Below are 19,972 nucleotides of genomic sequence, written 5' to 3'. Positions count from 1 at the left end.
ACGAACGCGGCGACCATTCGCGACGGGGGGTCAAGGCCCTGCCTCGATTCGGCCGCTGACGGATCAGGCGCCCGGCCATTGCAGCGCCGAGCGGTTCTTCAGGCGTCCTCCCGCCGGGACAACAGCGCAACCGCGAATGACGGCGCAATCGGAAGAGAAGGGATGAGCGTCGCCTGAAGCGCGTGGTAGATATCGGGTTTGCCTGACCAGGTCCCCGACGCGGGGGCGTTCGTCGCATCGAGCTCCTCGCGCCACGCCCCGGGGCGTTCGATGAGGTGCTCGCGCGCCCAGTTCCAGAAGACCTCGATGTCGGCGCCGTAGGAGGAGTCGCCCGAGGCCGCCCGGAGCGTCGCCGCCGCTCCGATCGCTTCGCACAGGACCCAGTACATCCGTTCGTGCACGACGGGGCGCCCATCGAAGTCGACCGTGTAGACGAATCCGGATTCGCCGTCGACTCCCCACCCCTCCATGAGGGCTCGGCGATACATGTGAGCGGGGGCGACGTGGAGCAGGTCGTGGTGGGGCAGGCCGGCCGCATCGCAGGCGAAGGCGACCTCGATCATCAGCCTCGACCATTCCAGCCAATGCCCGATCGTCGAGCCGAAGGGCCGGAAGGGGTCCGCCGGCCGATCCCGGTTGTAGTCGAGGAGAGGACTCCAGTGCCGGTCGAAGTGTTCGGGCAGGCGGAATCTGTGCGCGATGAAGACGTTGACGATCCTCGCGCAGATCCGCTCCGCGCGTTCGAGGAGGATCCGGTCGTCCGTGGCGCTCCACGCGGCGAGGAGGGCCTCGACCATGTGCATATTCGCGTTCGCGCCCCGGTAGGGGTCGAGGGAGAGGTCGTGCGGATCGCGCGCGTCCACGACCATTCCGGAGTCCTCGTCCCACCACAGGTCCTCGAAGGAGTCGAGCGCCGCCGAGAGGAGTGTCTCGGCGCCGGGGACTTCGGCGACGAGGCCGGTCGCGGCCGCCAGGATGACGAAGCTGTGGTCGTAGGAGACGCGTGCGCCGGGCATCGGTGCGCCGTCGGCGTCGACCCCGGAGTGCCAGCCGGATCCGTCGGCCGCTCGCAGCGGCCCGTCGAGGAGCGCGTGGATGCCGTGTTCGGCGAGTGCGGGGGCATCGGTGTCGCCCAGGAGGCGGCCGAGGGCGAAGCAGTGCGTCATCCGTCCGGTGATCCACAGGCGGGTGCCCATTGAGGGGGCGATGCGGCCCTCATCGTCGAGCCATCCGAAGCCGTGAGCGGCGCGCGCCGCCTTGGCGAAGTCGAGGAGGGCTGCCCCCTCGAGCTGGAGTTCGTTCGAGAGCGTGTGCGACATGTCAATTCTCTTTTCCCGCCGGCGTCTTCGGAGTAAGGATCTCGACGTTCGCGCGGTGAAGGCTTTCGAGGAGTTCGGCCGAGGGCTCCATATCGGTGATGAGGTAGTCCGCCAGGGACAGTGGGCCGATGGAGGCGAAGAGGCGGCGTCCGGCTTTCGAGGAGTCGGCGAGTATTGCGACGCGGCGCGCCCTCTCGGCCATGTGGGCGAGCATTGCGGCCTCGTCGAGGTTGCTCGTCGAGAAGCCGTTCTCGTCGAACGCCCCGACGGCGATGAAGGCGAGATCGGCGCGGATGTCGTTCTCGATACCGGAGATCGAGCTGGCGAAGGCGACCGGTCCGATCGTCACCTGCCCGGAGATCCGGACGTGCCCGCCGAAGACGTAGAGGTCTCGGCATGAATCCGGGTTGAGTTCGGAGGCGAGGCGAAGATTGTTCGTCGCGATGATGAGTTCCCGTTTGATGCCCAGTTCGTGGATGAGGGGGAGGACGGTGCTGCCGCCGTTGATGAACAGGACGGCTCCGTCGCAGACGAGGCCGGCCGCGAGGGAGGCGATCGCCCTCTTCTGCTGGGGCTGAAGGCGGAGGCGGTCGTCGATGCGCGTGTCGTGCCAGGGGACGGCGAAGGTCGACATCGCCCCGCCATGGGTGCGGATGAGTGCGCCGTCGGAGTCCAGTTGGTCGAGGTCGCGGCGAATCGTGTCGGAGGAGACGTTGAAGTGCTGGGCGAGAGTTGTCACCGTCACCTGTCCCAGGGAGTTGACCTGCTGAATGATGGCGGCCTTGCGGCCTGCGGGCAGGCGGTTCGAGGTGCTCTCCATGAGGGAAGTGTACCGCTTTCAGTGTGTCAATGCGCCTAGTTACGTAATCGTTATCTTTAGTAGTCTAGAAGTTCGAAGAAAATCGCTCTAATCTTGCACTGAAACATCTTGAAACAGAGAAAACATGCAAGATGTTGCACATTGCATCAACGACGATGGAGATGATCATGCGCAGTACTCGGTGGCTTGCTGCGTTATCCGCAGCAGCCGTGGCATCAATAGGGCTCGCCGCCTGCGGCGGCGGAGGAGACTCCGCGGGCGAATCGACTTCCGGCGGCAACGGCGACGAGGTAATGCTCGAATTCGCCCAGTGGTGGGAGCCTGAACTTCCAGACGGTTCCTTCCGCGCGCTCATGGACGAGTTCGAAAAGGAGAACCCGGGCATCAAGGTGAAGCTCCTGTCGGGGCCGTACGCGTCGACGAAGGAGCAACTCGTCGCCGCATCCGCCTCCGGCACGATGCCCGACGTCGTCGGACTCGACGGAGCATGGGTGTCCGACTTCTCCAAGCAGGGGGCGATCGCGGACCTGACGGCGCTCATGAAGGACAACGGCTACGACGACTCCCAATTGGCGAGCCAGATCGCGATCGACGGAGCGACCTACATGATCCCCGTCGTCAACTTCGTCTACCCGATGTTCACGAACACGACCCTCCTCGACGAGGCCGGAGTCTCTGCGGTCCCGACGAATCGGAGCGAGTTCGAGGACGCCGCGAAGAAGATCCGCGCCACGGACTCCGATGTCAGCGGGTGGGCCCTGCCCCTCTCCCTGGAGACCCCCAACGGAATCCAAAACGACGTCATGTCGTGGGTGTGGGCCTCCGGCGGAACGATGCTGACGAAAGACGGCAAACCGGATGTCGCGAACGAGGACGTCAAGAGCGCCGCCGAATACATCAAAGGACTGTGGGATGCCGGAGTCGTCTCACCCGGCGCCTTCACGATGAAGGAGCAGGACAAGGTCGAGGACTTCACGAACGGTCGCGTCGGCTTCATGATCGACTCCCTCGCCCACATCAACACCATTCGCGAGGGCAATCCGGACCTCGCGTTCGAGATCTCCGCGATTCCCGCGAAGGACGGCTACACAGGGGAACGCGGAATGCCCTACGCCTCGTGGGGGATCGGGGTCTCGGCGAGCTCGGAGCACCCGGAGGAGGCGTGGAAGCTCGTCGAATTCCTCATGTCGAAGGAGACGAACGCGACCCTCGCCAACGATGCGAAGGCCTTCCCGGGGAACAACGAGGCCGTGCCCGCGTTCGTCAACGATGACGAACTCTTCAAGAAGGCCTTCGAGATCTGGGACTCCGGAACACCCGCGAACGAGTTCACGGGCCTGCCCGTCGCCGAAACGCTCATGCGCGAATTCGACGAACCGTTCCAGAAATACCTCAACGGGGAGATGGACGTCGACACGATGCTGAAAACCGCCCAGGACTCGTGGATGGAGGAGTTCTGACCGACCGGCCGTGGGGCGCCCTCGGGCGCCCCACGGCCGACGGCTGACACTCATCATGACAACTCGAACGGACTTGCCCACGAGAGCCGACCGCCCCATCGAGAATCGGCCGCCCCTCGCCGAGCGCGCGAAACAGATGACGGTCCCCTACGCCTACCTCGCTCCGACGCTCGCCCTCCTCGCGATGCTCATGGCGGTGCCGATCGTCATGGTCGTCTGGTACTCGTTCCACAGCGGAGCGATCACCGACAAGAACCCCCATTTCGTCGGACTCGAGAACTACGCCGACATCCTCACCGACTCGAAGTTCCACACCGCCCTCGCGAACACCGCGTGGTTCGTCGGGGCCTCCGTCATCGTGCACATGATCATCGGCCTCGCCTTCGCCATGCTCCTCAACGCCTCATGCCTGTCGGCGGTCACCAAGACGATCTTCAGAACCCTCTTCGTCCTCCCATGGCTGCTCACCGTCGCGATCATCGCGATCCTGTGGCGGCTCATCCTCAACCCCAACGGCGTCGCCAACGCGCTCCTGTCCGGCATCGGCCTCGTCGACCCCCACAAGGAATGGCTCGCCGACCCCCACCTCGCGCTCCCCGCGATCATCTTCATCAACATCTGGTCGGGATACCCGTTCTTCATGATCTCGATCCTCGCCGGCCTGCAGGGAATCCCCACGGATCTCTACGAGGCGGCCGAAGTCGACGGTGCCGGGCCGATCCGCAGATTCTGGTCGATCACGCTTCCCCAGCTCAAACCGATCATCGTCTCGATGGCCCTCCTCGACGTCATCTGGACCTCTCAGCAATTCGCCCTCGTCTGGATGACGACGGGCGGAGGGCCCCTCAACAAGACGGACATGCTGTCGACCTACACCTACAAACTCGCCTTCGCCGAGTACTCCTTCTCATCGGCGTCGACGAGCGCCGTGATCGTCCTCGTCCTGTCGATGGTCCTCGCATTCCTCTACGTCCAGAGCCAAAGAACGAGGGAGTGACATGCTGACCAAGAAGCGACGTACCGTTCTCACGCGCATCCTGACATGGATCGGGCTCCTCGCCGGCGCCTCATTCGCCGCTCTCCCGGTGCTGTGGATGATCTCGTCCTCGTTCAAGCCGAATCCGCGAATCTTCGCGACCCCGCCGAGTCTTGTCGAGAAGGGGAGCTCGCTGAGCGCCTACCTGTCGATCTTCCACGACCCGGAGAAGATCCGATTCTTCATCAACAGTTACGTCGTCGCGCTCTCGGTCTCGGCGCTGACGCTCATCGTCGCCATCCTCGCCGCCTTCGCGTTCAGTCGCTTCGACTTCTCGGGCAAGCGGATCCTCACCGTCGTCATCGTCTCGGTGCAGGCCGTTCCGCCGATCACGCTGCTGATCCCCTTCTTCGGGCTCATGGTCGCGCTCAAGCTGTACAACACGTACTACGGACTCATCCTCACGTACATGGTGTTCACACTGCCCTACGCGATCATCATGCTCACCGGCTACCTCAACACCCTCCCCCGAGAGCTCGACGAGGCGGCGAAAGTCGACGGAACGACCTCGTTCGGGGCGCTGTGGCGGGTACTCGTCCCGATCTCGATCCCCGGGATCGTGTCGGTCGGCATCTACACCTTCATGATCGCGTGGAACGAATACCTCTTCGCGCTCACCCTGACGAGGACGAACGACATGCGCACCGTTCCCATCGGCATTCAACTCCTCATGGGGCAGCACTCCTACGAGTGGAACGAAATGATGGCGATGTCCGTCCTCGGCTCGATCCCCGTGCTCCTGCTCTTCATCTTCTTCCAGCGCTACTTCATCGGAGGTATGACCGCTGGATCCGTCAAGAACTGATCTTGACACCCTCAATGAAAGAAAGGTCCACACATGTTGTGCACAGGCGATGAGATTCTGTCGGTCGCGAATACTCACGGCTTCGCCGTCCCCGCATTCAATATTTCGAGCTACTCGATGCTGAGGGCAGTGGTCGACGCATGCGAGGAGAAGAGGTCTCCCCACATCATCGCGATCCATCCGGACGAGTTGACGCACATCGGCACCGACATGCTCGCGTCGATCATCAAGATCGCGTACACGTCCTCGGTACCAACCGCGATCCACCTCGATCACGGCGCCTCCTACGAGCAGGTGCTCCTCGCGATCCAGTCCGGTTTCACCTCGGTGATGATCGACAAGTCGTTCTCCCCCTTCGACGAGAACATCGCGGAGACCTCGCGCGTCGTCCGCGCCGCCCACGCGGTCGGCGTATCGGTCGAAGCAGAACTCGGAACGATCGGAGTGTCGGACAAATACGGGGAGACCGGCTCGGAGGAGATCCTCTACACGGACCCCGATGACGCCCAGCGATTCCTGGAGGAGACCGGAGTCGACTCGCTCGCCATCGCGATCGGGACCCGGCACGGCCTGTATCCCTCCGAGGTGAAGCCCGAACTCAGGATCGACCTGCTCGCCGAGATCAAGGACCGTCTGAGGATCCCCCTCGTCCTCCACGGCGGATCGAACAACTCGGACACGGAGATCGCCAGCGCCGTCCACGCCGGCATCAACAAGATCAACATCTCCTCGGACATCAAGGCCGCCTACTTCCTCAAGATGCGCGAAGTCCTCACGGACATCCACCTGCGCGAGCCCAACGTCATCGAGCCCCCCTGCGAAGAGGCCATGCGCGAATGCGCCGCCCAGAAGATTGATCTCTTCGAATCCGCCGGCAAGGCCGGTCTCTACTGAGGGGTGAATCGTGGAAGAGGGAAGGATCGTCCTCGGTCTGGGGGGGACCGTTGACCATGAAGTCGTCTGGGACCCGTCGAAGGTGCAGGAACTGGCGGAACGAATGGCCGTCACCATGGACGAGATCGAGGACGATCCGACCCCCTTCGCCGAGGACGCGAGATCGGCGTTCGTCTACCTCTTGCAGATGATGCATCGGGGCAGGGGCGGAGAATGCCATGTCCGCGACATCCGCTCCCTGATGGACCTGGACCGCGAATTCGAGAGCCGCACGACTCTCGGCGGCACGTGCGTGAGGGCCGCACTCGCCATGGACAGGATCGGGATCGCGACGACCGTTCACCTGGTCTCGATCAACGACGATGTCAGACGGCTCCTCCCGCCGGGCGTCGCCCGGATCTGCAGCGCGGATGACGATTCGTTCGAACCCCACGTCATCGTCCAGTTCCCCGCGGACGAGGAGGTGGCGGTCGAGGGCGGAGTCGTGCGCAGCGGGCGCCCCAACAGGGTGATCCTCGTCAACGACCCCCCGAACGAGCTCATGAGGCTGAGCCCCGACCTCGCGCCCGCGGTGGCTCGGGCGGGCGCGGTGATGATCTCGGGGTTCAACACGATGAAGTCCTCGGCGCTGCTGCGCGAGCGGCTCGCCGAACTGCGCAGGCTGCTCGGCGGCGTCGGCGCGGGAACGCCGATCGTGTACGAGGACGCGGGCTTCCACGACGAGGGGATGCGCGCCGTCGTCCTCGAGACGATCCCCGATCTCGTCTGCGTTCATTCGCTCAACGAGGACGAGGCCGCCGCCTACCTGGGACGGGGCTTCGACCCGGGGTCGGGCGCACAAGTCGCCCGCCTCATGGAGGACCTGAGGGAGCGCCTGAGGGCGCGAGCCGTCCTCCTCCATACGAGCCACTACGCGGCGGTCATCGGCGAAGACGCGGAGAGGATCGCGCATGCGGCCGACTCCGGGTGCCGGATGGCGTCGACGAGATTCGCCTACGGAGACGATTTCACGCGCGATGAGTTCGAACGGACCCGGTCGGCGCCCCTCGACAGCATCGGGGCGCGCCTTGCGAGCGATTCGGACATTCGTCGGCGCGGAATCCGCATCGCGCCGTCGTACGACATCGATGCGCCCCGCCCCACGACGATCGGACTCGGAGACTCGTTCATCGGAGGGTTCATGGCCGCCTTCGCGCCGACGGCCTAGAGACGGACGGAGTCAGCCGGGTCGGGCCCGCTCGGGGCCCGTCGAGATGCGCCGCACGGGCGTTCTTCGGCGCGCACGTCGCAGCCCTTCCAGTAGTCGTACGTGAACAGGTACGTGCCGGCGGGTCTTCGCGATCGCGTTGTCCGGGCAGACGCCGAAGCGGCCGTCGCAGGACATGCGGCGGGGGCCTCGAAAAGCGCCGACTCTCATCCGCCCCGGACGGCCTCGTCGAAAGCCGACGATCGGCGCACGGCCTCGAACTTCTCGCGAGCCCGATGCGGAGCAGTGCGCAGTGCCGGGCGGCATCCGCTCGAAGGAGGCGTCCGGGTGCTTGGCCGCCGGGCCCGCCCCGTCACTCCCCGTAGCGGCTCGCGAAACTCTCCTCGAGGCGCTCCAGCGAGACCCCCCGCGTCTCCGGCACGACGAACAGGTAGAAGCACAGGGCCACGACGTTGATCCCGGCGAAGACCGCGTACGTGCGAGCCGCGCCCACGTGCTCCATCATCACCGGGAACACGTAGGTCACCACCGCGTTCATCAGCCACCCGCACCCCACGGCCAGGCCCTGGGCGACGCCGCGGATGCGCGACGGGAAGATCTCCGACAGGAGCACCCAGTTGACCGTCCCCGACTGCTTGGCGAACACGAACAGGCAGACGAGGACGACGACGAGCCACGGGAGGACACCGGGAACGGACGGGGCGATCGTCCCGTCGGCCAGCATGTGCGGGCCGATGCCCACGGCGAAGACGAGGGCCAGGGACGCCAGCGACAGCGTCACCGCCGTCTCCTGGTAGATGCCGACGTGGCGGCGGGCCAGCCGGCCGACGAGCCACAGGCCCAAGCCGGCGCCCGCGCAGGCCACCGCCCCGGTGACGACGTTGATCGAGATCGAATCGGCCGACGAGAAGCCCGCCGCGTGGAGGATCTTCGGCAGGTAGTACATCGCCGTGTTGATCCCCGTCAACTGGTCGAAGCAGGCCAGGCCGACGCCGACGAGCATCAGCCGGCGCGTCCAACGCGTCGACAGGGTCCGCCGCAGGGACCAGCGACCCTCGACGGCCTCCCGCTCGCGCGCGTCGATGATCTCCTGGACCTCCCCGGCGATGTCGTCGCCGTCCGAGCGGACCCGCTTGAGGGAGGCGACCGCCTCGGCGTAGCGCACGTTGGCCGCGTACCAGCGGCCCGACTCGGGCATGAGGCGCATCCCCACCCACAGGCAGATCGCCGGGATCGTCGCCAGGACGAGCATCCACCGCCACGCCTGGCCGTTGCCCGCGTCGACGACGACCCCGCCGATGCGCGCGAGGTCGTCCCACGCGCGCCAGGCCCCCGCGTCGACGGCTCCCGTCGGATCCGACGCGACCCGCGCCCGGGGGCCGCCGTGCCCGTAGGACAGGGCCGCGTTCATCGAGTAGGCGAGGAACTGGCCGAAGACGATCATGAACTGGTCGAGGGCGACGAGCGGGCCGCGCACACGGGTCGGCGCCTGCTCCGACAGGTAGATCGGCACGGTCGCCGAGGCCCCGCCGACCGCCCACCCGAGGACGAAGCGGAAGACGTACAGCGCCCACACGTTCGGCGAGAACGTGCAGCCCAGGGTCCCGATGACGAAGATCGCGGCGAGCAGGAGGATGTTGTGCCGCCGCCCGTACCGGTCCGACAGGCGCCCTCCGGCGATCGCCCCGACAGCGGCGCCGATCGCGAGGATCGCTCCGACGAGGCCCTCCTCGAACTCGTCGATCGCCAGGCCCCCGGCCTCGGCCGGCATGTACATGTACGGCAGGGCCCCGGCGATGACGCCGGTGTCGTAGCCGAAGAGCAGGGAGCCGAAGGTCGCGATGGCGGCGAGCAGGCCGATGCGGCGCGAGGGCCCCGAGGCCGGCGTATCGGCGACGAGGCGGGCGATCTCGTCTCGGGTCGGCGCGCAGGGGGCGCCCGGGTGGCGTGAGGTCATGGGGCCCATTGTGCGCTCTTCGCCCGCTCGGGAGGGAGAGCGGGCTGTGCCTTTTGACCCTCCTCGAGTCGTGACACGGGTTTTCCCCGGTGTGCCGGCTTGTGCGCCCGCCTGGAGGCTGCGGGTCCTCAGGGGTCTGTTTCCGGCCCGCCCGGGGTGAGGGCTTATCTCGGCGGCCTTGACCCGGTCAGTATCGGTCGTAGACTTCGCGGCGGTGACCAGCTCGAACGACGGTCACTACCAGCTCGCTGTCGGTGACGTCGTAGATCACTCGGTAGTTGCCGACACGGATGCGCCAGGCGTCGTGTTCCCCGACGAGCTTCTTCGCTCCGTGCGGTCTGGGGTCGTCTTGTAGGTCGTCGATCGCGTCAAGTACGCGATCGCGTGCCGGCCGCGGGAGTTTCTTGATCTGACGAGCCGCAGCGGTGGTGAACTCGACGCGGTAGATCATGAGGCGAGATCGGCGCGCAGCTCATCGAGTGTGACGCGAGTGCCGTCGTCGTCGGCTTTGGCCTGGCGGTAGGCGGCGACATCTTGGGCCATCTCGAATTCTTCGAGGGCTTGTAGATCGGCAACGCTGACGACGACGGCCGCGAGCTTGCCATTGCGGGTCACGCCGATGCGCTCACCCGCGTACATGGCGCGGCCGAGCACGTCGGAGAGCTGGCTGCGCAGTTCGCGCGTTGAGAGTTCGGTTGTCAGAGTATCCACGTCAACATAGTAGCATATTGCGTCATTGTGTACACAATGACGCCGTGCGGCCTATTCGACCGGGCGACACGGGGGCATGGGTGCGCGTCGGGTGCGACGCCGCCGGGACCCTCCCGTCACCGCCCCGGCCGGTCCGACGAGAGGATCCGTGACTTCGCGCCTCGAAGCAGCCCCGGCTGTTAGGGGCATGAATCAAGCGAGGAACCCTGCCGGCGCTCTCATGTCGGCGCACCCCCGCTGCGGGACCGGATCGCTGAGTGCGGGATAGGAACAAAGTGGGGAGCCCACCGGCGCGTGCGCGTTGGCGGACTCCCTGCTTTTCTCATGCGGTTGCGAGGTAGGCGATGACCGCTTTGCGGATGAGAGCGGACTTGGGCAGGTTCTCCTGTCGGGCTCTCTCAGTCAAAGCAGCATCCAGTTCATCGGTTGCTCTGGTTTTCCACGTGTGCCGCGCTGTTGCTTCCTCCATTCGAGGCCTCCCGGTCGCCATGAAGACGTCGGCGAGGTTGATCGGGCGGCCATCGCCTTCGTAGATGCGGCGCACGGTCTTCAGATCGCCGCGCTCGGCTCGCTCGGCGAGAGCCTCGTAGTCGGTCGTGTCATTGATCGCTGTCATTTCCATTCCTTTTCCACACCAGGTCGGGGCGATCCATCGCATGGAAGATCACCACGGTCCGCCAAGGCTTCAAGGCGGCGAACACCTCGATCACCCGATCTGTCTGGGCGTGAGGATGTCCAACGAAGGCGATCGTCCTATCGCCCGGCTCCCCATCGATCTCATCGACTGTGAGCGGATGAGTCATCGCCCAGTACGCATCAACCTTGCTGATGCCATGCTTGGCTGCCGACTGGGTGAACTCCACCTCGTCCTCATTGAACATGTCTACAGCATGCCATCAATAGGGGCCACAAAGTATGGCCCTTCATGATTGACTCCGTAGCGGTTCGTGTTTTCAGGGTCGGTGCGGGTGCCGCTCTGGGGGCGGTCGACTGGGCCCGTCCTGCGGCCTATTCGACCGGGCGACATGGGACGGAGGAGGGCATGGGTGCGCGTCGGGTGCGACGCCGCCGGGACCCTCCCGTCACCGCCCGGGCCGGCCCCGGCGGGCATCACGATCCCGCGCGATCATCGCGATCTGCCACAGCGCGTAGGCGACGAGGCCGCCGACCAGCGCCCACCGCGCGACCCCCTTGGCCGCCGGGGGGACCAGGCTCACCGCATACCCCAGGCCGGGCACCCAGTAGCGGCGGACGCCGCGGATCTGCTCCGGGACGACGGGGACGGGATCCGCCTCGTCGTTCGCATCACCGGCGAGGACGTAGCGGGTCGATCCGTCGCTGGCGGTCGAGCGCGTGAGGATCCGGTGGGTGACGATCTCGTCGGAGTCGGGCTCGGGCAGGTAGGCGACGACGGTTCCCGGGTCGAGGGCCCGCGCCCGGGCCCCGTCGACGGGGGCGACGACGACGAGGCTCCCGGCGGGCATCGCGGGGGACATCGAGCCGGTGACGACCGTCAACGGGACCCACCCGGTCAGGGCGGGGATCGCGGTCGCGAGGATCAGGGCCGCGCAGCCGACGGCGACGAGGATCGCCTCGATACCGGTCAGGGCGCGCCGCAGCACCCGCGCCCGCCGAGCGCTGCGGCCGCGGCGGGACGGGGGGCGGGAAGACGCGGGGTTCGGGGGCATCTCGGATCGGCGCCTCGCCTTCCCCGCCGCGTCGATCCGGCGGGCGCGGCGGGGAAGGCGGGGTGTCAGCCCTCGAAGGGCTTCTGCGCGGGGCGCAGCTGCTGTTCGAGGACGACTCGGAAGCCCGAGATCGCCACCTGCTCGTTCTGCTGGCCGGGCGCCGCGACCCAGCCGTCGCCGTGGGAGCCGTCGCCGTTGAGTTCGGGCAGGGCGGATCCGGAGTTGTCGGCCGTGCCGATCGGGTACTCGATCGTCGCTGTCACCGTGCACTCGGCGCCGTCGTCGGCGGCGGTCAGGGCGGCGGTGTTGGCCCCTCCGCAGTCCACGGTCGGGGTGATCGTCACGCCGGCACGGGGGTCGTTCAGCCCTTCGGGCAGGACCGCGAGGGAGGCCCTGAGGTTCTTGCCGACGAGGCCGAGCCTGACCTTCGTCGTGTAGGTGACGACGTCGCCGGGGACGATCCGGTCGACGGCGGGGTCGAAGGGGAGGGTGGCGTCCGCTGTCTCGTCCGTGTCGGGCGCGTTGATCCGCCAGTGCTGGGAGTCCGGGACGGGGGAGACGCGCAGGGACCCGGTGGTGACGGATTGGGAGGTCAGCGAGGCCTCGTCGTACCAGCGGGCGAAGGTGGCGCCCGATCCGGCGATGAGGACGGCGGCGGCGGTCAGGGCGAGGGCGGCGCGGGTGGCGCGTGACATGGTGTGCTCCTTCACGAGGACGGGGTGGGGCGGGCGGTGGGCGACGGCCGGGAGGCCGGCGCCCACCGCGGGGTCATCGGCGGGCGACGAGGACGTCGGAGCCGCCGCGTCGGACGACCATGAGGTCGCCGGCGGGAACTGTCGTGCGGGTGGTCGCCGTCGAGGAGAACCCGGTCTGGAGTCGCGCGGTGGTCCCGCGCACGAGGGCGAGGCTCTCGGCCCCGTCGCCGTCCCAGTCCCCCACGTAGACGCGGTCGGAGGCCCGGCCGATCTGGACGGTGGCGACGGGAACGGCGTCGCGGGCGTTCGCCTCGTAGAAGACGACGCGCCCGAAGGTGCGCACCGCGTAGGTCGCGTGCCCGTCGCCGTCCCAGTCGCCCCACAGGACGGTCGTGTTCTGCTGCCCGGCGGCCCTCTCGACGTGGAGGGGGGCGACCGCGGGGGTGACGGCGATCGTCGCCTCGGCACTGGCCAGAGGGGCCCCGTCCTTCCCGGTCAGGGTGGCGGTGACGGGGTAGTCCCCGGCCTTGGCGTCCTTGGGGACGGCGATGGTCACGGAGGCGGAGGCCGGGCCCTCGGCGGCGTCCTCGACGACGACCTCGGGGGCGCTCCACCCGTCGGGCAGCCCGCTCAGGGTCAGGGAGCCGCCGACGGCCCCTGGGGCGACGTAGTTGTCGATCGAGACGGTCACGGTGGTCGACGTGGTGCCCTGCTCGATCGCGGGCGCGTCGGCCGTCATCGTCTGGCACACGCCGCCGACCCATCCGATGGGGAAGGAGCGGTAGTAGATGGCCTCGGAGCGGTTGTTGTCCTCGCTGAGCAGGCCGATGAGCCCGTCGGCCTGGACGGCGATCGTCGAGTAGCTCGTGTTCCCCTCCCGGAAGACCCGTGCGAACGGCCAGGTGGCGCCGTCGTCGCAGGACATCCAGATCGTCCCGTGGGTCCGGTCGGTCCGGTTCCACCGGGATCCCTGGGCGTTCGAGAAGAGGAGGACCTTGGCGCGCGGGTCGGACGGGTCGGCCGTGGGGAAGGCGCGGATGATCTGGGCGTTGTTGCGCGAGTCGACGAGGCCCCGGTCGTAGCGCAGGTCCTCCCAGGTCTGGCCGGCGTCCCTCGACGTGGCGACGTGGCGCCCCCCGCGTCCGCCGCCGTCGCGCGAGTTGAGCATCAGGGTGCCGTCGGAGAGCTCGACGACTTTGTTCTCGTCCATCTGCGCGCCGATCGGGGAGCCGCGGTGCCAGGTGGCGCCGTGGTCGTCGGAGTAGACGGAGACCGCCTGCACGCCCTGATCGTTGAAGATCGTGAACTGCTGGACGAGCCGCCCGGGACGGGGTCCGTGGACGGTCTGGATGCCCTGGCCGGAGGCGGCGAAGCGCCACAGGTCCCGCTGGTCGGGGTTGACGGCCGGGGTGATGACCTCGTGGGTCCACGTGCGCCCGTTGTCGAGGGACTGGGAGACCTCGACCTGCATGACGTGCCGGTCCTCGGGGTCGTTGCCGCGATTGGCGATCTGCTTGTTGTGGATCGCGGTGATGAAGCTCTTGACGTGGAAGTTGAAGATCGCGCCGGTCTGGCGGTCGACGATGTACGAGGGGTCGGAGTAGCCCTCCTGCTGCTGGCAGTCGAGGGAGGGGCGGCCCCGGTGGATGTCGGTCTGGGGCCCCCAGGTCTTGCCGCCGTCGGTCGAGCGGCGCTGGACGATCGAATTCGGGTTCGGGGAGTCGTCACCAGAGCCCTTCCAGCAGGTGGCGACCCGGGGGCGCTCGTCGTAGGAGGCGAGGATGTCGCCGTTGGGGGCGACGGTGATCGCGGGGATCCGGTAGAAGAGGCTCCCCTCCTGGCGGGCGAGCCGCTCGGGGGCGGTCATGTCCCCGGCCAGGTCGGCGTTCGCGTCCGGGTGCGCCGAGGGCCCGGCCTGCTCGTAGTCGCCGGTGACGGACAGGGCCTGGCCGCGGATCGTCTCCTCGTGGATCTTCTCCTGGCCGGAGAAGGACGCGATGGTGACGCTGGGGAGCCACACCTGGGCGTCGGCGTCCCGCTCGGTCATCGTGTGCGTCAGGCCCGTGCAGGCGACGCGGCCGCCGTCGGCGGCGGAGCAGGCCGCGTCGGAGTCGAAGGTCGAGTCGAGGATCCGGTAGGAGTGCTCGGGGGAGGCTCCCGCGAGGGCGAGCGTGTAGGAGACGGTGTCCCCCGCCGTGTAGGAGGCGGCGCTCTCGCCGTCGAGGGTCAGTCCCTCGCTCCAGAAGTGGGAGGCCCTGACCGGGATCGGCGGGCCGGAGATCGGGCCGGTCTCGGCCAGGACGGGCCCGTCGTAGGACGTTTGGACTTTGAGGGTCACGGTCGGGGTGAACGAGCCGGCGGCGATGTCCTCGGCGGTGACGACGTGGGAGATGAAGCCGCGGCTCGTCGAGCAGTCCGTTTTCGTCTCGTCGGCCTTGATGCCGCTCCACCGGCACGGCTCGAAGGCCGTGAGGTTCGAGGAGGTCGTCGTCACGGCCCGGGTGGAACCGGCGGTGTTCCTCACTTTGAGGAGGAATCCGATCGTGTCCCCGATGTCGTAGACGTCCTTCGGGGCCGAGTCGGGGTCGAGGACGATCTCGACGTCGAGGCCGGCGTCGTCGATCGGCGCGGCGAGGGCGGGCGGGGTGAGTGCCGTCACCCCGGTCAGGGCGAGCGTCGCGGCGGCCGCCAGGGCGGGTAGCCGACGCGCGCGCGAGAGCATCGGTGGTCTCATGCGGGCTCCTGCTATCGAGGGGGAAGCCTCGTCGCTTCCCATCAATGGATCAGACATCAGTTGTCTGATGAATTGACGGTAGTGAGGATCTCCCCGCGCTGACCGCTCATTGTCGAGTCACCCTGAGAAATTTCAGGGGAGGATGAAGAGGAATGTCCTCAAAAACCCTGGTCTTCTCATCGGGGATTCCCCTGAGATCGGGTCGACCGTCGTCTTGCGCACGGGGGAAGGGGCCCGTCGGGCATCACATCGGTGAGGGCCGATCCGCCTCGCCCCCGGGCGCAGGAGGCCAGACGGCGCGTCGTATGCGATGCGGGGTGCTGCCGTGCGCGATGAGGAGTCGACTCCGCCGGTGCCGATCCGCCGGTGCCGAACGGCGCATCCCATATGGGGCGCCCCCATGCGGCGAGCCTCAGAGCATCCACGAGGCGCCCACAGCCCGCGCATAGATTCGAGGCGCTCACTAGGGGGCATTGATCGCAACACCCAAGGAGAGCTCCTCATGACCGCCCTGCCCGTCATCGCCGCCGACCTCGCCGCCATGGCCGTCCTCGTCTTCGGCCTCTACTTCCCCCGCCACCGCCGCGCCGACCTCGTCGCCGCCTTCCTCGGCATCAACGTCGGAGTCCTCGCCGTCGCCACCGTCCTGGCTAACTCCACCGTCTCCGCCGGCCTGGGACTCGGCCTCTTCGGCGTCCTGTCGATCATCCGGCTGCGCTCCGACGAGATCACCCAGCACGAGATCGCCTACTACTTCGCGTCCCTCGCCCTCGGCCTGATCTTCGGCATGTCCCCCTCCCTGACGCCGCTCGTCGCCGGCCTCGTCGCCCTCATCCTCGTCGTCCTCGCCGTCGCCGACTCCCACATGATCTTCGGGCGCTTCCGCAGTCAGCAGATCCAACTCGACCGCGCCGTCACCGACCCGTCCGACCTGCGCGACGCCCTCGCCGACCGCCTCGGAGCCAGGATCCTCAGCACCCGAATCCTCAAAGTCGACTTCGTCAACGACCTCACCCTCGTCGACGTCCGCTTCCGCGCCCGCTGACCGGCGCGCCCGACCCCAGGAGACCCGATGCCCACCGCGACCCTCGAACGCCCCGCCCCCCGCGCCACCGCCACCGGACCCGGCACCGCGCCGACCCCGGCCCCGCTCGTGCCCGACGCCCTCGACCCCATCGGCCTGGACGACCTCAACGCCGCCGCCGCGATGCTCGCCCGCGTCGACCGCAAGTACGTCCTCACCCGCGACGAGGCCGCCGAGGTCGCCGCCCGCCTCCACCCGGGCACCCGGGTCCTCCAGATCGGCCGGGTCCGCGCCCACTCCTACGAATCCGTCTACTTCGACACCCCCGGCCTCGACGCCTTCCGCATGACCGCCTCCCCCCGGCGACGCCGCTTCAAGATCCGCACCCGCGCCTACCTCGACTCCTCCCTGGCCTTCCTCGAGGTCAAGACCCGCGGCGGCCGGGGCCTCACCCTCAAGGAGCGCCTCCCCTACGGGCCCGACGACGCGGCCGCCGCCCGCCTCACCGACGAGGGGAGGAGATGGGCCTCGGCGGTCCTCTCCGGCATCGGCTACGAGGACCGCGCCGCCGCCTCCCTCGCCCCCGTCCTGCGGGGCTCCTACCGGCGCACCACCCTGCTGCTCGCCGGCTCCCAGGGGCGCGCCACCCTCGACTCGGACCTCTCCTGGGTCGACCTGCGCCTCCGGGAACGACCCGACGGGCCCGGCGCCGGACGACCGGCCGGGAGACTGGAAGCCCCCGGCCTCGTCATCATCGAGACGAAATCCGGGTCCTCTCCCTCCGACCTCGACCGGGCCCTGTGGAGATGCGGGCACCGCCCCGCGCGGATCTCGAAATACGCCACCGCCCTGGCCGCCCTCGACCCGTCGCTGCCCCGCAACCGCTGGCACCGCACCCTGCCGAGGCTCGTCGCCGCCTGAGAGCCGGGTCCCGATAGGCTGGCGCCGTCACCGCCCACCGGCGGCACCGGCTCGACCGAGCCGGATCCGTCACACCGGCCCAGCGCCGACCAGACCCGAGGAACCGCCATGACCCTGCCCTCCGCCAAGCTCGCCGAGCTCGGACTCGACCTGCCCCCCGTCGCCGCCCCCGTCGCCGCCTACGTGCCCGCCGTCCTCGACCGCGGCGTCATCCGCACCTCCGGCCAGATCCCCGTCGTCAACGGGGAGCCCGTGTGCGTCGGCGCGGTCGGCGCCGACGGGACCGATCCGGGGGCCGCCAACGAGGCCGCCCGCGTGTGCGCGCTCAACGCGCTCGCGGCCGCCGCCGAGGTCGCCGGCGGGGTCGACCGCCTGGCGGGCGTCGTCAAGGTCGTCGGATTCGTCTCCTCCCGCCCGGGGTTCTCCGGCCAGGCCGCGGTGATCAACGGCGCGTCGGAGCTCTTCGGCGAGATCTTCGGGTCGGCCCACGCCCGGTCCGCCATCGGCGTGGCGGCGCTGCCCCTCGACGTGTCCGTCGAGGTCGAGGTCGAGTTCTCGCTGCGCGAGGACTGATCGGGGTCGCGCCCCGCTCGGAGTCGCCCCCGTCGGGCGGGCGAACGGGAGCGGTGCGGCGCCCGACCCGGTCGCGGGGCCGCCCCGGTGTCGGCGAGACGTCCGGGCGGCCTCGTCCTACACTGAACGGGTACCCCGGCGGGGTATCCCGTCAGCCCCCAGATCGTGAGGACATCATGGCCGAGACCATGCCCGAAGCCGCCCCCCAGGACCAGCGGCAGACCTTCGCACTCGTCGACGCGCGCACCGGGACCGCCGACGCCGCCTCCGGCGGAGGATGCGGTTGCGGCGGCCACGGGCACGGCGGGCGCCACCGCGTCGAGGAGGACCCGTCCACCGCGGAGCAGGCCGAGGACGGTCGCGCCCGGGGATGCGGGTGCGGGGGCCACGGGCACCGCCACGGCCGGCACCGGCACGGCGCGCCGACCGGCGCCGCCCCGGCCGGCGCCGATGAGCTCGTCATCCACTCGATCCCCGCGCTCGTCCGCCACGCGGCCCTCTTCGCCGCCGTCGACGCGATCCCCGTCGGGGAGAACCTGACAATCGTCGCCCCCCACCAGCCCGACCGGCTCTTCGCCCGGCTCCAGCAGTCCGAGGCGCACTACCGGGTCGAGACCCTCGACGCGGGCCCCGTCGACTGGCGCTACCGGATCACCCGGATCTCCTGACCGCCGCTCGGCCCGGGCCCGCCGTTGCGCGAGAGCGCCCGGGCGGTGCGGACGGCGGGCCGATGAGGCCCCGGCCTGACGACCGCTGACCAATGCGGGCCGTCGCCCGCGTCCTCACGAGGCGCCGCGCGCTCCGATCACCGCGTCCGCGCGGTCCCGGCACGAATCGACCAACGCGATGTTGGCGGCGTCGACCGTGCGCACCCAGTGCGCGGCGTCCGCCCGATCCCGGCCGAAGGCCTCGTGCCTGGCCACCAGCCGCCGGTACACGTCCGCGACCGGGGTGTCGATATGGATCAGCAGGTCGATGAGGTCGCGGGCCTCCCTCCAGCCCGGACGGTCCAGCCCGAGGTAGTTCCCCTCGGTGATGACGATCCCCGTCGGCGCCACCGGGATCGACGCCGCCACCGGCTCGTGCAGGTCCCTCCGATAATCCGGCGCGAAGGTCGCGCCCGCCCCCGGGTCGGCGTCCCGGAGCCTGGACAGGAGGGCGACGTACCCCCGTGCGTCGAAAGTCTCGGGGGCGCCCTTGCGCTCGTGCAACCCCCACTCGTCGAGCACCGCGTTCGACAGGTGGAACCCGTCCATCGGCACGACCCCGGCGACCTCGACGTCCGCGGCCCCGCACATCTGCGCGACCAGCGCCGCCACCGTCGTCTTGCCCGTCCCCGGCGGCCCCGTCAGCCCGAGCACGCGGATCGGCCGGCCCGCGGCCAGTCGGTGGACGACCAGGTCCGTCACCTGCCGGGCGACCCTGATGGACGCGGACGCCCCGCCGCCCTCTTCGGCGGCACCGCCCGCGGACCCGCTCATCGCGGGCCTCCCCGACGGATGCGATCGACGCCCGACGCGCTCATCGCCGCTCGACGTCAGGGCCGGATGACCGGCAGCGTCGACCAGGGGAAGTTGATCCACTGGTCCGTTTCGCGCCACACGTAATCCGGGTCGATGATCGACGCCGGCTTCCGGTAGATGACCGCGCACCGGGCGTCGACCTTGACCTGGGTCTCGCCGTCGAGGGACAGCCCGTGCTCGTCGATGAGGTCCATGACCATCTTCAGGGTCTTGCCCGAATCCGCGACGTCGTCGACGACGAGGACGCGCTTGCCGTCCATCGCCGACACGTCCATCAACGGGGGCAGCAGGTGGGGCTCGTCGAGGGTCTCGCCGATGCCCGTGTAGAACTCGACGTTCATGGTGCCGACGGCCTTGACGTCCATCGCGTACGAGATCGCCCCGGCCGGGATCAGCCCGCCCCGGGCGATCGCGACGATGAGGTCGGGGATCCACCCGGAGTCGACGATCCGGCTGGTGAGCTCGCGGGACGCCTCGCCGAACAGGTCCCACGTGAGAACCTCGCGATCGGGCGCCGTCGACGCTTCGGTGTTCACGGCGCCCGTCCCGGCGCCGGCCGTCTGATCCGTCATATCGCTCCTGTATCCCGGGCGGGGGCGGCCCGC

Annotated in this window: 21 protein-coding genes; 9 read left to right on the top strand and 12 right to left on the bottom strand. The window is 68.8% G+C overall.

What is annotated here, in order from left to right; all coding sequences use genetic code 11:
- Window positions 1–98: 98 nt before the first annotated feature.
- Both M3T53_RS01880 and M3T53_RS01875 read right to left on the bottom strand, forming a co-directional pair.
- Window positions 99–1,319: an AGE family epimerase/isomerase gene (locus M3T53_RS01880; protein ID WP_272432741.1), complete on the bottom strand. Its 1,221-nt coding sequence runs from the start codon at window positions 1,317–1,319 to the stop codon at window positions 99–101.
- A gap of 1 nt (window position 1,320) precedes the next feature.
- Window positions 1,321–2,139, bottom strand: a complete 819-nt coding sequence (locus M3T53_RS01875) for a DeoR/GlpR family DNA-binding transcription regulator (RefSeq protein WP_272432740.1) — start codon at window positions 2,137–2,139, stop codon at window positions 1,321–1,323.
- A 167-nt stretch (window positions 2,140–2,306) separates the two neighbouring features.
- Here M3T53_RS01875 and M3T53_RS01870 point away from each other — a divergent pair, with 167 nt between their 5' ends.
- From M3T53_RS01870 to M3T53_RS01850, 5 genes are read left to right on the top strand one after another with little or no spacing between them, the layout of a single operon-like run.
- Window positions 2,307–3,599 (top strand): ABC transporter substrate-binding protein, encoded by a 1,293-nt coding sequence (locus M3T53_RS01870; RefSeq protein WP_272432739.1) that lies wholly within the window; start codon window positions 2,307–2,309, stop codon window positions 3,597–3,599.
- A 55-nt stretch (window positions 3,600–3,654) separates the two neighbouring features.
- Complete coding sequence (locus M3T53_RS01865) at window positions 3,655–4,596, top strand: carbohydrate ABC transporter permease (protein WP_272432738.1); 942 nt, start codon at window positions 3,655–3,657, stop codon at window positions 4,594–4,596.
- A gap of 1 nt (window position 4,597) precedes the next feature.
- Window positions 4,598–5,440 carry a carbohydrate ABC transporter permease gene (locus tag M3T53_RS01860; RefSeq protein ID WP_272432737.1) on the top strand — a complete coding sequence of 281 codons (843 nt, stop codon included), beginning with the start codon at window positions 4,598–4,600 and terminating at the stop codon, window positions 5,438–5,440.
- Window positions 5,441–5,473: 33 nt separating this feature from the next.
- Entirely contained in the window at window positions 5,474–6,334 is an 861-nt protein-coding gene (locus M3T53_RS01855) for a ketose-bisphosphate aldolase (RefSeq protein ID WP_272432736.1), read from the top strand.
- Between the two features lie 10 nt (window positions 6,335–6,344).
- A complete protein-coding gene (locus M3T53_RS01850) occupies window positions 6,345–7,541 on the top strand; it encodes an ADP-dependent glucokinase/phosphofructokinase (protein WP_272432735.1) in 1,197 nt (398 codons plus the stop codon).
- A 352-nt stretch (window positions 7,542–7,893) separates the two neighbouring features.
- Here the strand turns inward: M3T53_RS01850 and M3T53_RS01845 are convergent, their stop codons facing one another.
- The 8 genes from M3T53_RS01845 to M3T53_RS01810 form a co-directional block, all read right to left on the bottom strand.
- Window positions 7,894–9,498, bottom strand: coding sequence for an MFS transporter (locus tag M3T53_RS01845; protein ID WP_272432734.1), 1,605 nt, complete (start codon window positions 9,496–9,498; stop codon window positions 7,894–7,896).
- A 187-nt stretch (window positions 9,499–9,685) separates the two neighbouring features.
- Window positions 9,686–9,949: a type II toxin-antitoxin system RelE family toxin gene (locus M3T53_RS01840; protein WP_272432733.1), complete on the bottom strand. Its 264-nt coding sequence runs from the start codon at window positions 9,947–9,949 to the stop codon at window positions 9,686–9,688.
- Window positions 9,946–10,209: a type II toxin-antitoxin system Phd/YefM family antitoxin gene (locus M3T53_RS01835; RefSeq protein ID WP_272432732.1), complete on the bottom strand. Its 264-nt coding sequence runs from the start codon at window positions 10,207–10,209 to the stop codon at window positions 9,946–9,948. The genes M3T53_RS01840 and M3T53_RS01835 overlap by 4 nt, the downstream gene beginning before the upstream one ends.
- Window positions 10,210–10,531: 322 nt before the next feature.
- Complete coding sequence (locus tag M3T53_RS01830; protein WP_272432731.1) at window positions 10,532–10,825, bottom strand: CopG family transcriptional regulator; 294 nt, start codon at window positions 10,823–10,825, stop codon at window positions 10,532–10,534.
- The gene (locus M3T53_RS01825; protein WP_272432730.1) at window positions 10,809–11,090 is read right to left on the bottom strand and encodes a hypothetical protein; all 282 of its coding nucleotides are present in this window, start codon (window positions 11,088–11,090) and stop codon (window positions 10,809–10,811) included. The genes M3T53_RS01830 and M3T53_RS01825 overlap by 17 nt, the downstream gene beginning before the upstream one ends.
- A 201-nt stretch (window positions 11,091–11,291) precedes the next feature.
- Window positions 11,292–11,831: a signal peptidase I gene (locus M3T53_RS01820; protein WP_272432729.1), complete on the bottom strand. Its 540-nt coding sequence runs from the start codon at window positions 11,829–11,831 to the stop codon at window positions 11,292–11,294.
- A 131-nt stretch (window positions 11,832–11,962) separates the two neighbouring features.
- Window positions 11,963–12,592 carry an alternate-type signal peptide domain-containing protein gene (locus M3T53_RS01815; protein ID WP_272432728.1) on the bottom strand — a complete coding sequence of 210 codons (630 nt, stop codon included), beginning with the start codon at window positions 12,590–12,592 and terminating at the stop codon, window positions 11,963–11,965.
- A gap of 73 nt (window positions 12,593–12,665) precedes the next feature.
- Window positions 12,666–15,326: an exo-alpha-sialidase gene (locus M3T53_RS01810; protein WP_272432727.1), complete on the bottom strand. Its 2,661-nt coding sequence runs from the start codon at window positions 15,324–15,326 to the stop codon at window positions 12,666–12,668.
- Window positions 15,327–15,828: 502 nt separating this feature from the next.
- On the opposite strand from M3T53_RS01810, the gene M3T53_RS01805 reads away from it, so the two are divergent.
- From M3T53_RS01805 to M3T53_RS01790, 4 genes are all read left to right on the top strand, one after another.
- Window positions 15,829–16,371, top strand: coding sequence for a DUF4956 domain-containing protein (locus M3T53_RS01805; RefSeq protein ID WP_272432726.1), 543 nt, complete (start codon window positions 15,829–15,831; stop codon window positions 16,369–16,371).
- 27 nt (window positions 16,372–16,398) lie between these two features.
- On the top strand, window positions 16,399–17,271 hold the full coding sequence (locus M3T53_RS01800; RefSeq protein WP_272432725.1) for a polyphosphate polymerase domain-containing protein: 873 nt from the start codon (window positions 16,399–16,401) through the stop codon (window positions 17,269–17,271).
- Window positions 17,272–17,379: 108 nt separating this feature from the next.
- The gene (locus M3T53_RS01795) at window positions 17,380–17,844 is read left to right on the top strand and encodes a RidA family protein (RefSeq protein WP_272432724.1); all 465 of its coding nucleotides are present in this window, start codon (window positions 17,380–17,382) and stop codon (window positions 17,842–17,844) included.
- A 176-nt stretch (window positions 17,845–18,020) separates the two neighbouring features.
- The gene (locus M3T53_RS01790) at window positions 18,021–18,512 is read left to right on the top strand and encodes a DUF2249 domain-containing protein (protein WP_272432723.1); all 492 of its coding nucleotides are present in this window, start codon (window positions 18,021–18,023) and stop codon (window positions 18,510–18,512) included.
- Window positions 18,513–18,626: 114 nt separating this feature from the next.
- Here the strand turns inward: M3T53_RS01790 and M3T53_RS01785 are convergent, their stop codons facing one another.
- Together M3T53_RS01785 and M3T53_RS01780 are read right to left on the bottom strand one after the other, a co-directional pair.
- Window positions 18,627–19,325 (bottom strand): AAA family ATPase, encoded by a 699-nt coding sequence (locus M3T53_RS01785; RefSeq protein WP_272432722.1) that lies wholly within the window; start codon window positions 19,323–19,325, stop codon window positions 18,627–18,629.
- 56 nt (window positions 19,326–19,381) lie between these two features.
- A complete protein-coding gene (locus M3T53_RS01780) occupies window positions 19,382–19,939 on the bottom strand; it encodes a phosphoribosyltransferase (RefSeq protein WP_272432721.1) in 558 nt (185 codons plus the stop codon).
- Window positions 19,940–19,972: the final 33 nt, after the last annotated feature.

The sequence above is a fragment of the Actinomyces sp. B33 genome, from assembly GCF_028437565.1.
Taxonomy (GTDB): Bacteria; Actinomycetota; Actinomycetes; order Actinomycetales; family Actinomycetaceae; genus Pauljensenia.
Note: the sequence above shows the minus strand (reverse complement) of the source record. Positions and strands in the feature narration are given on the sequence as shown.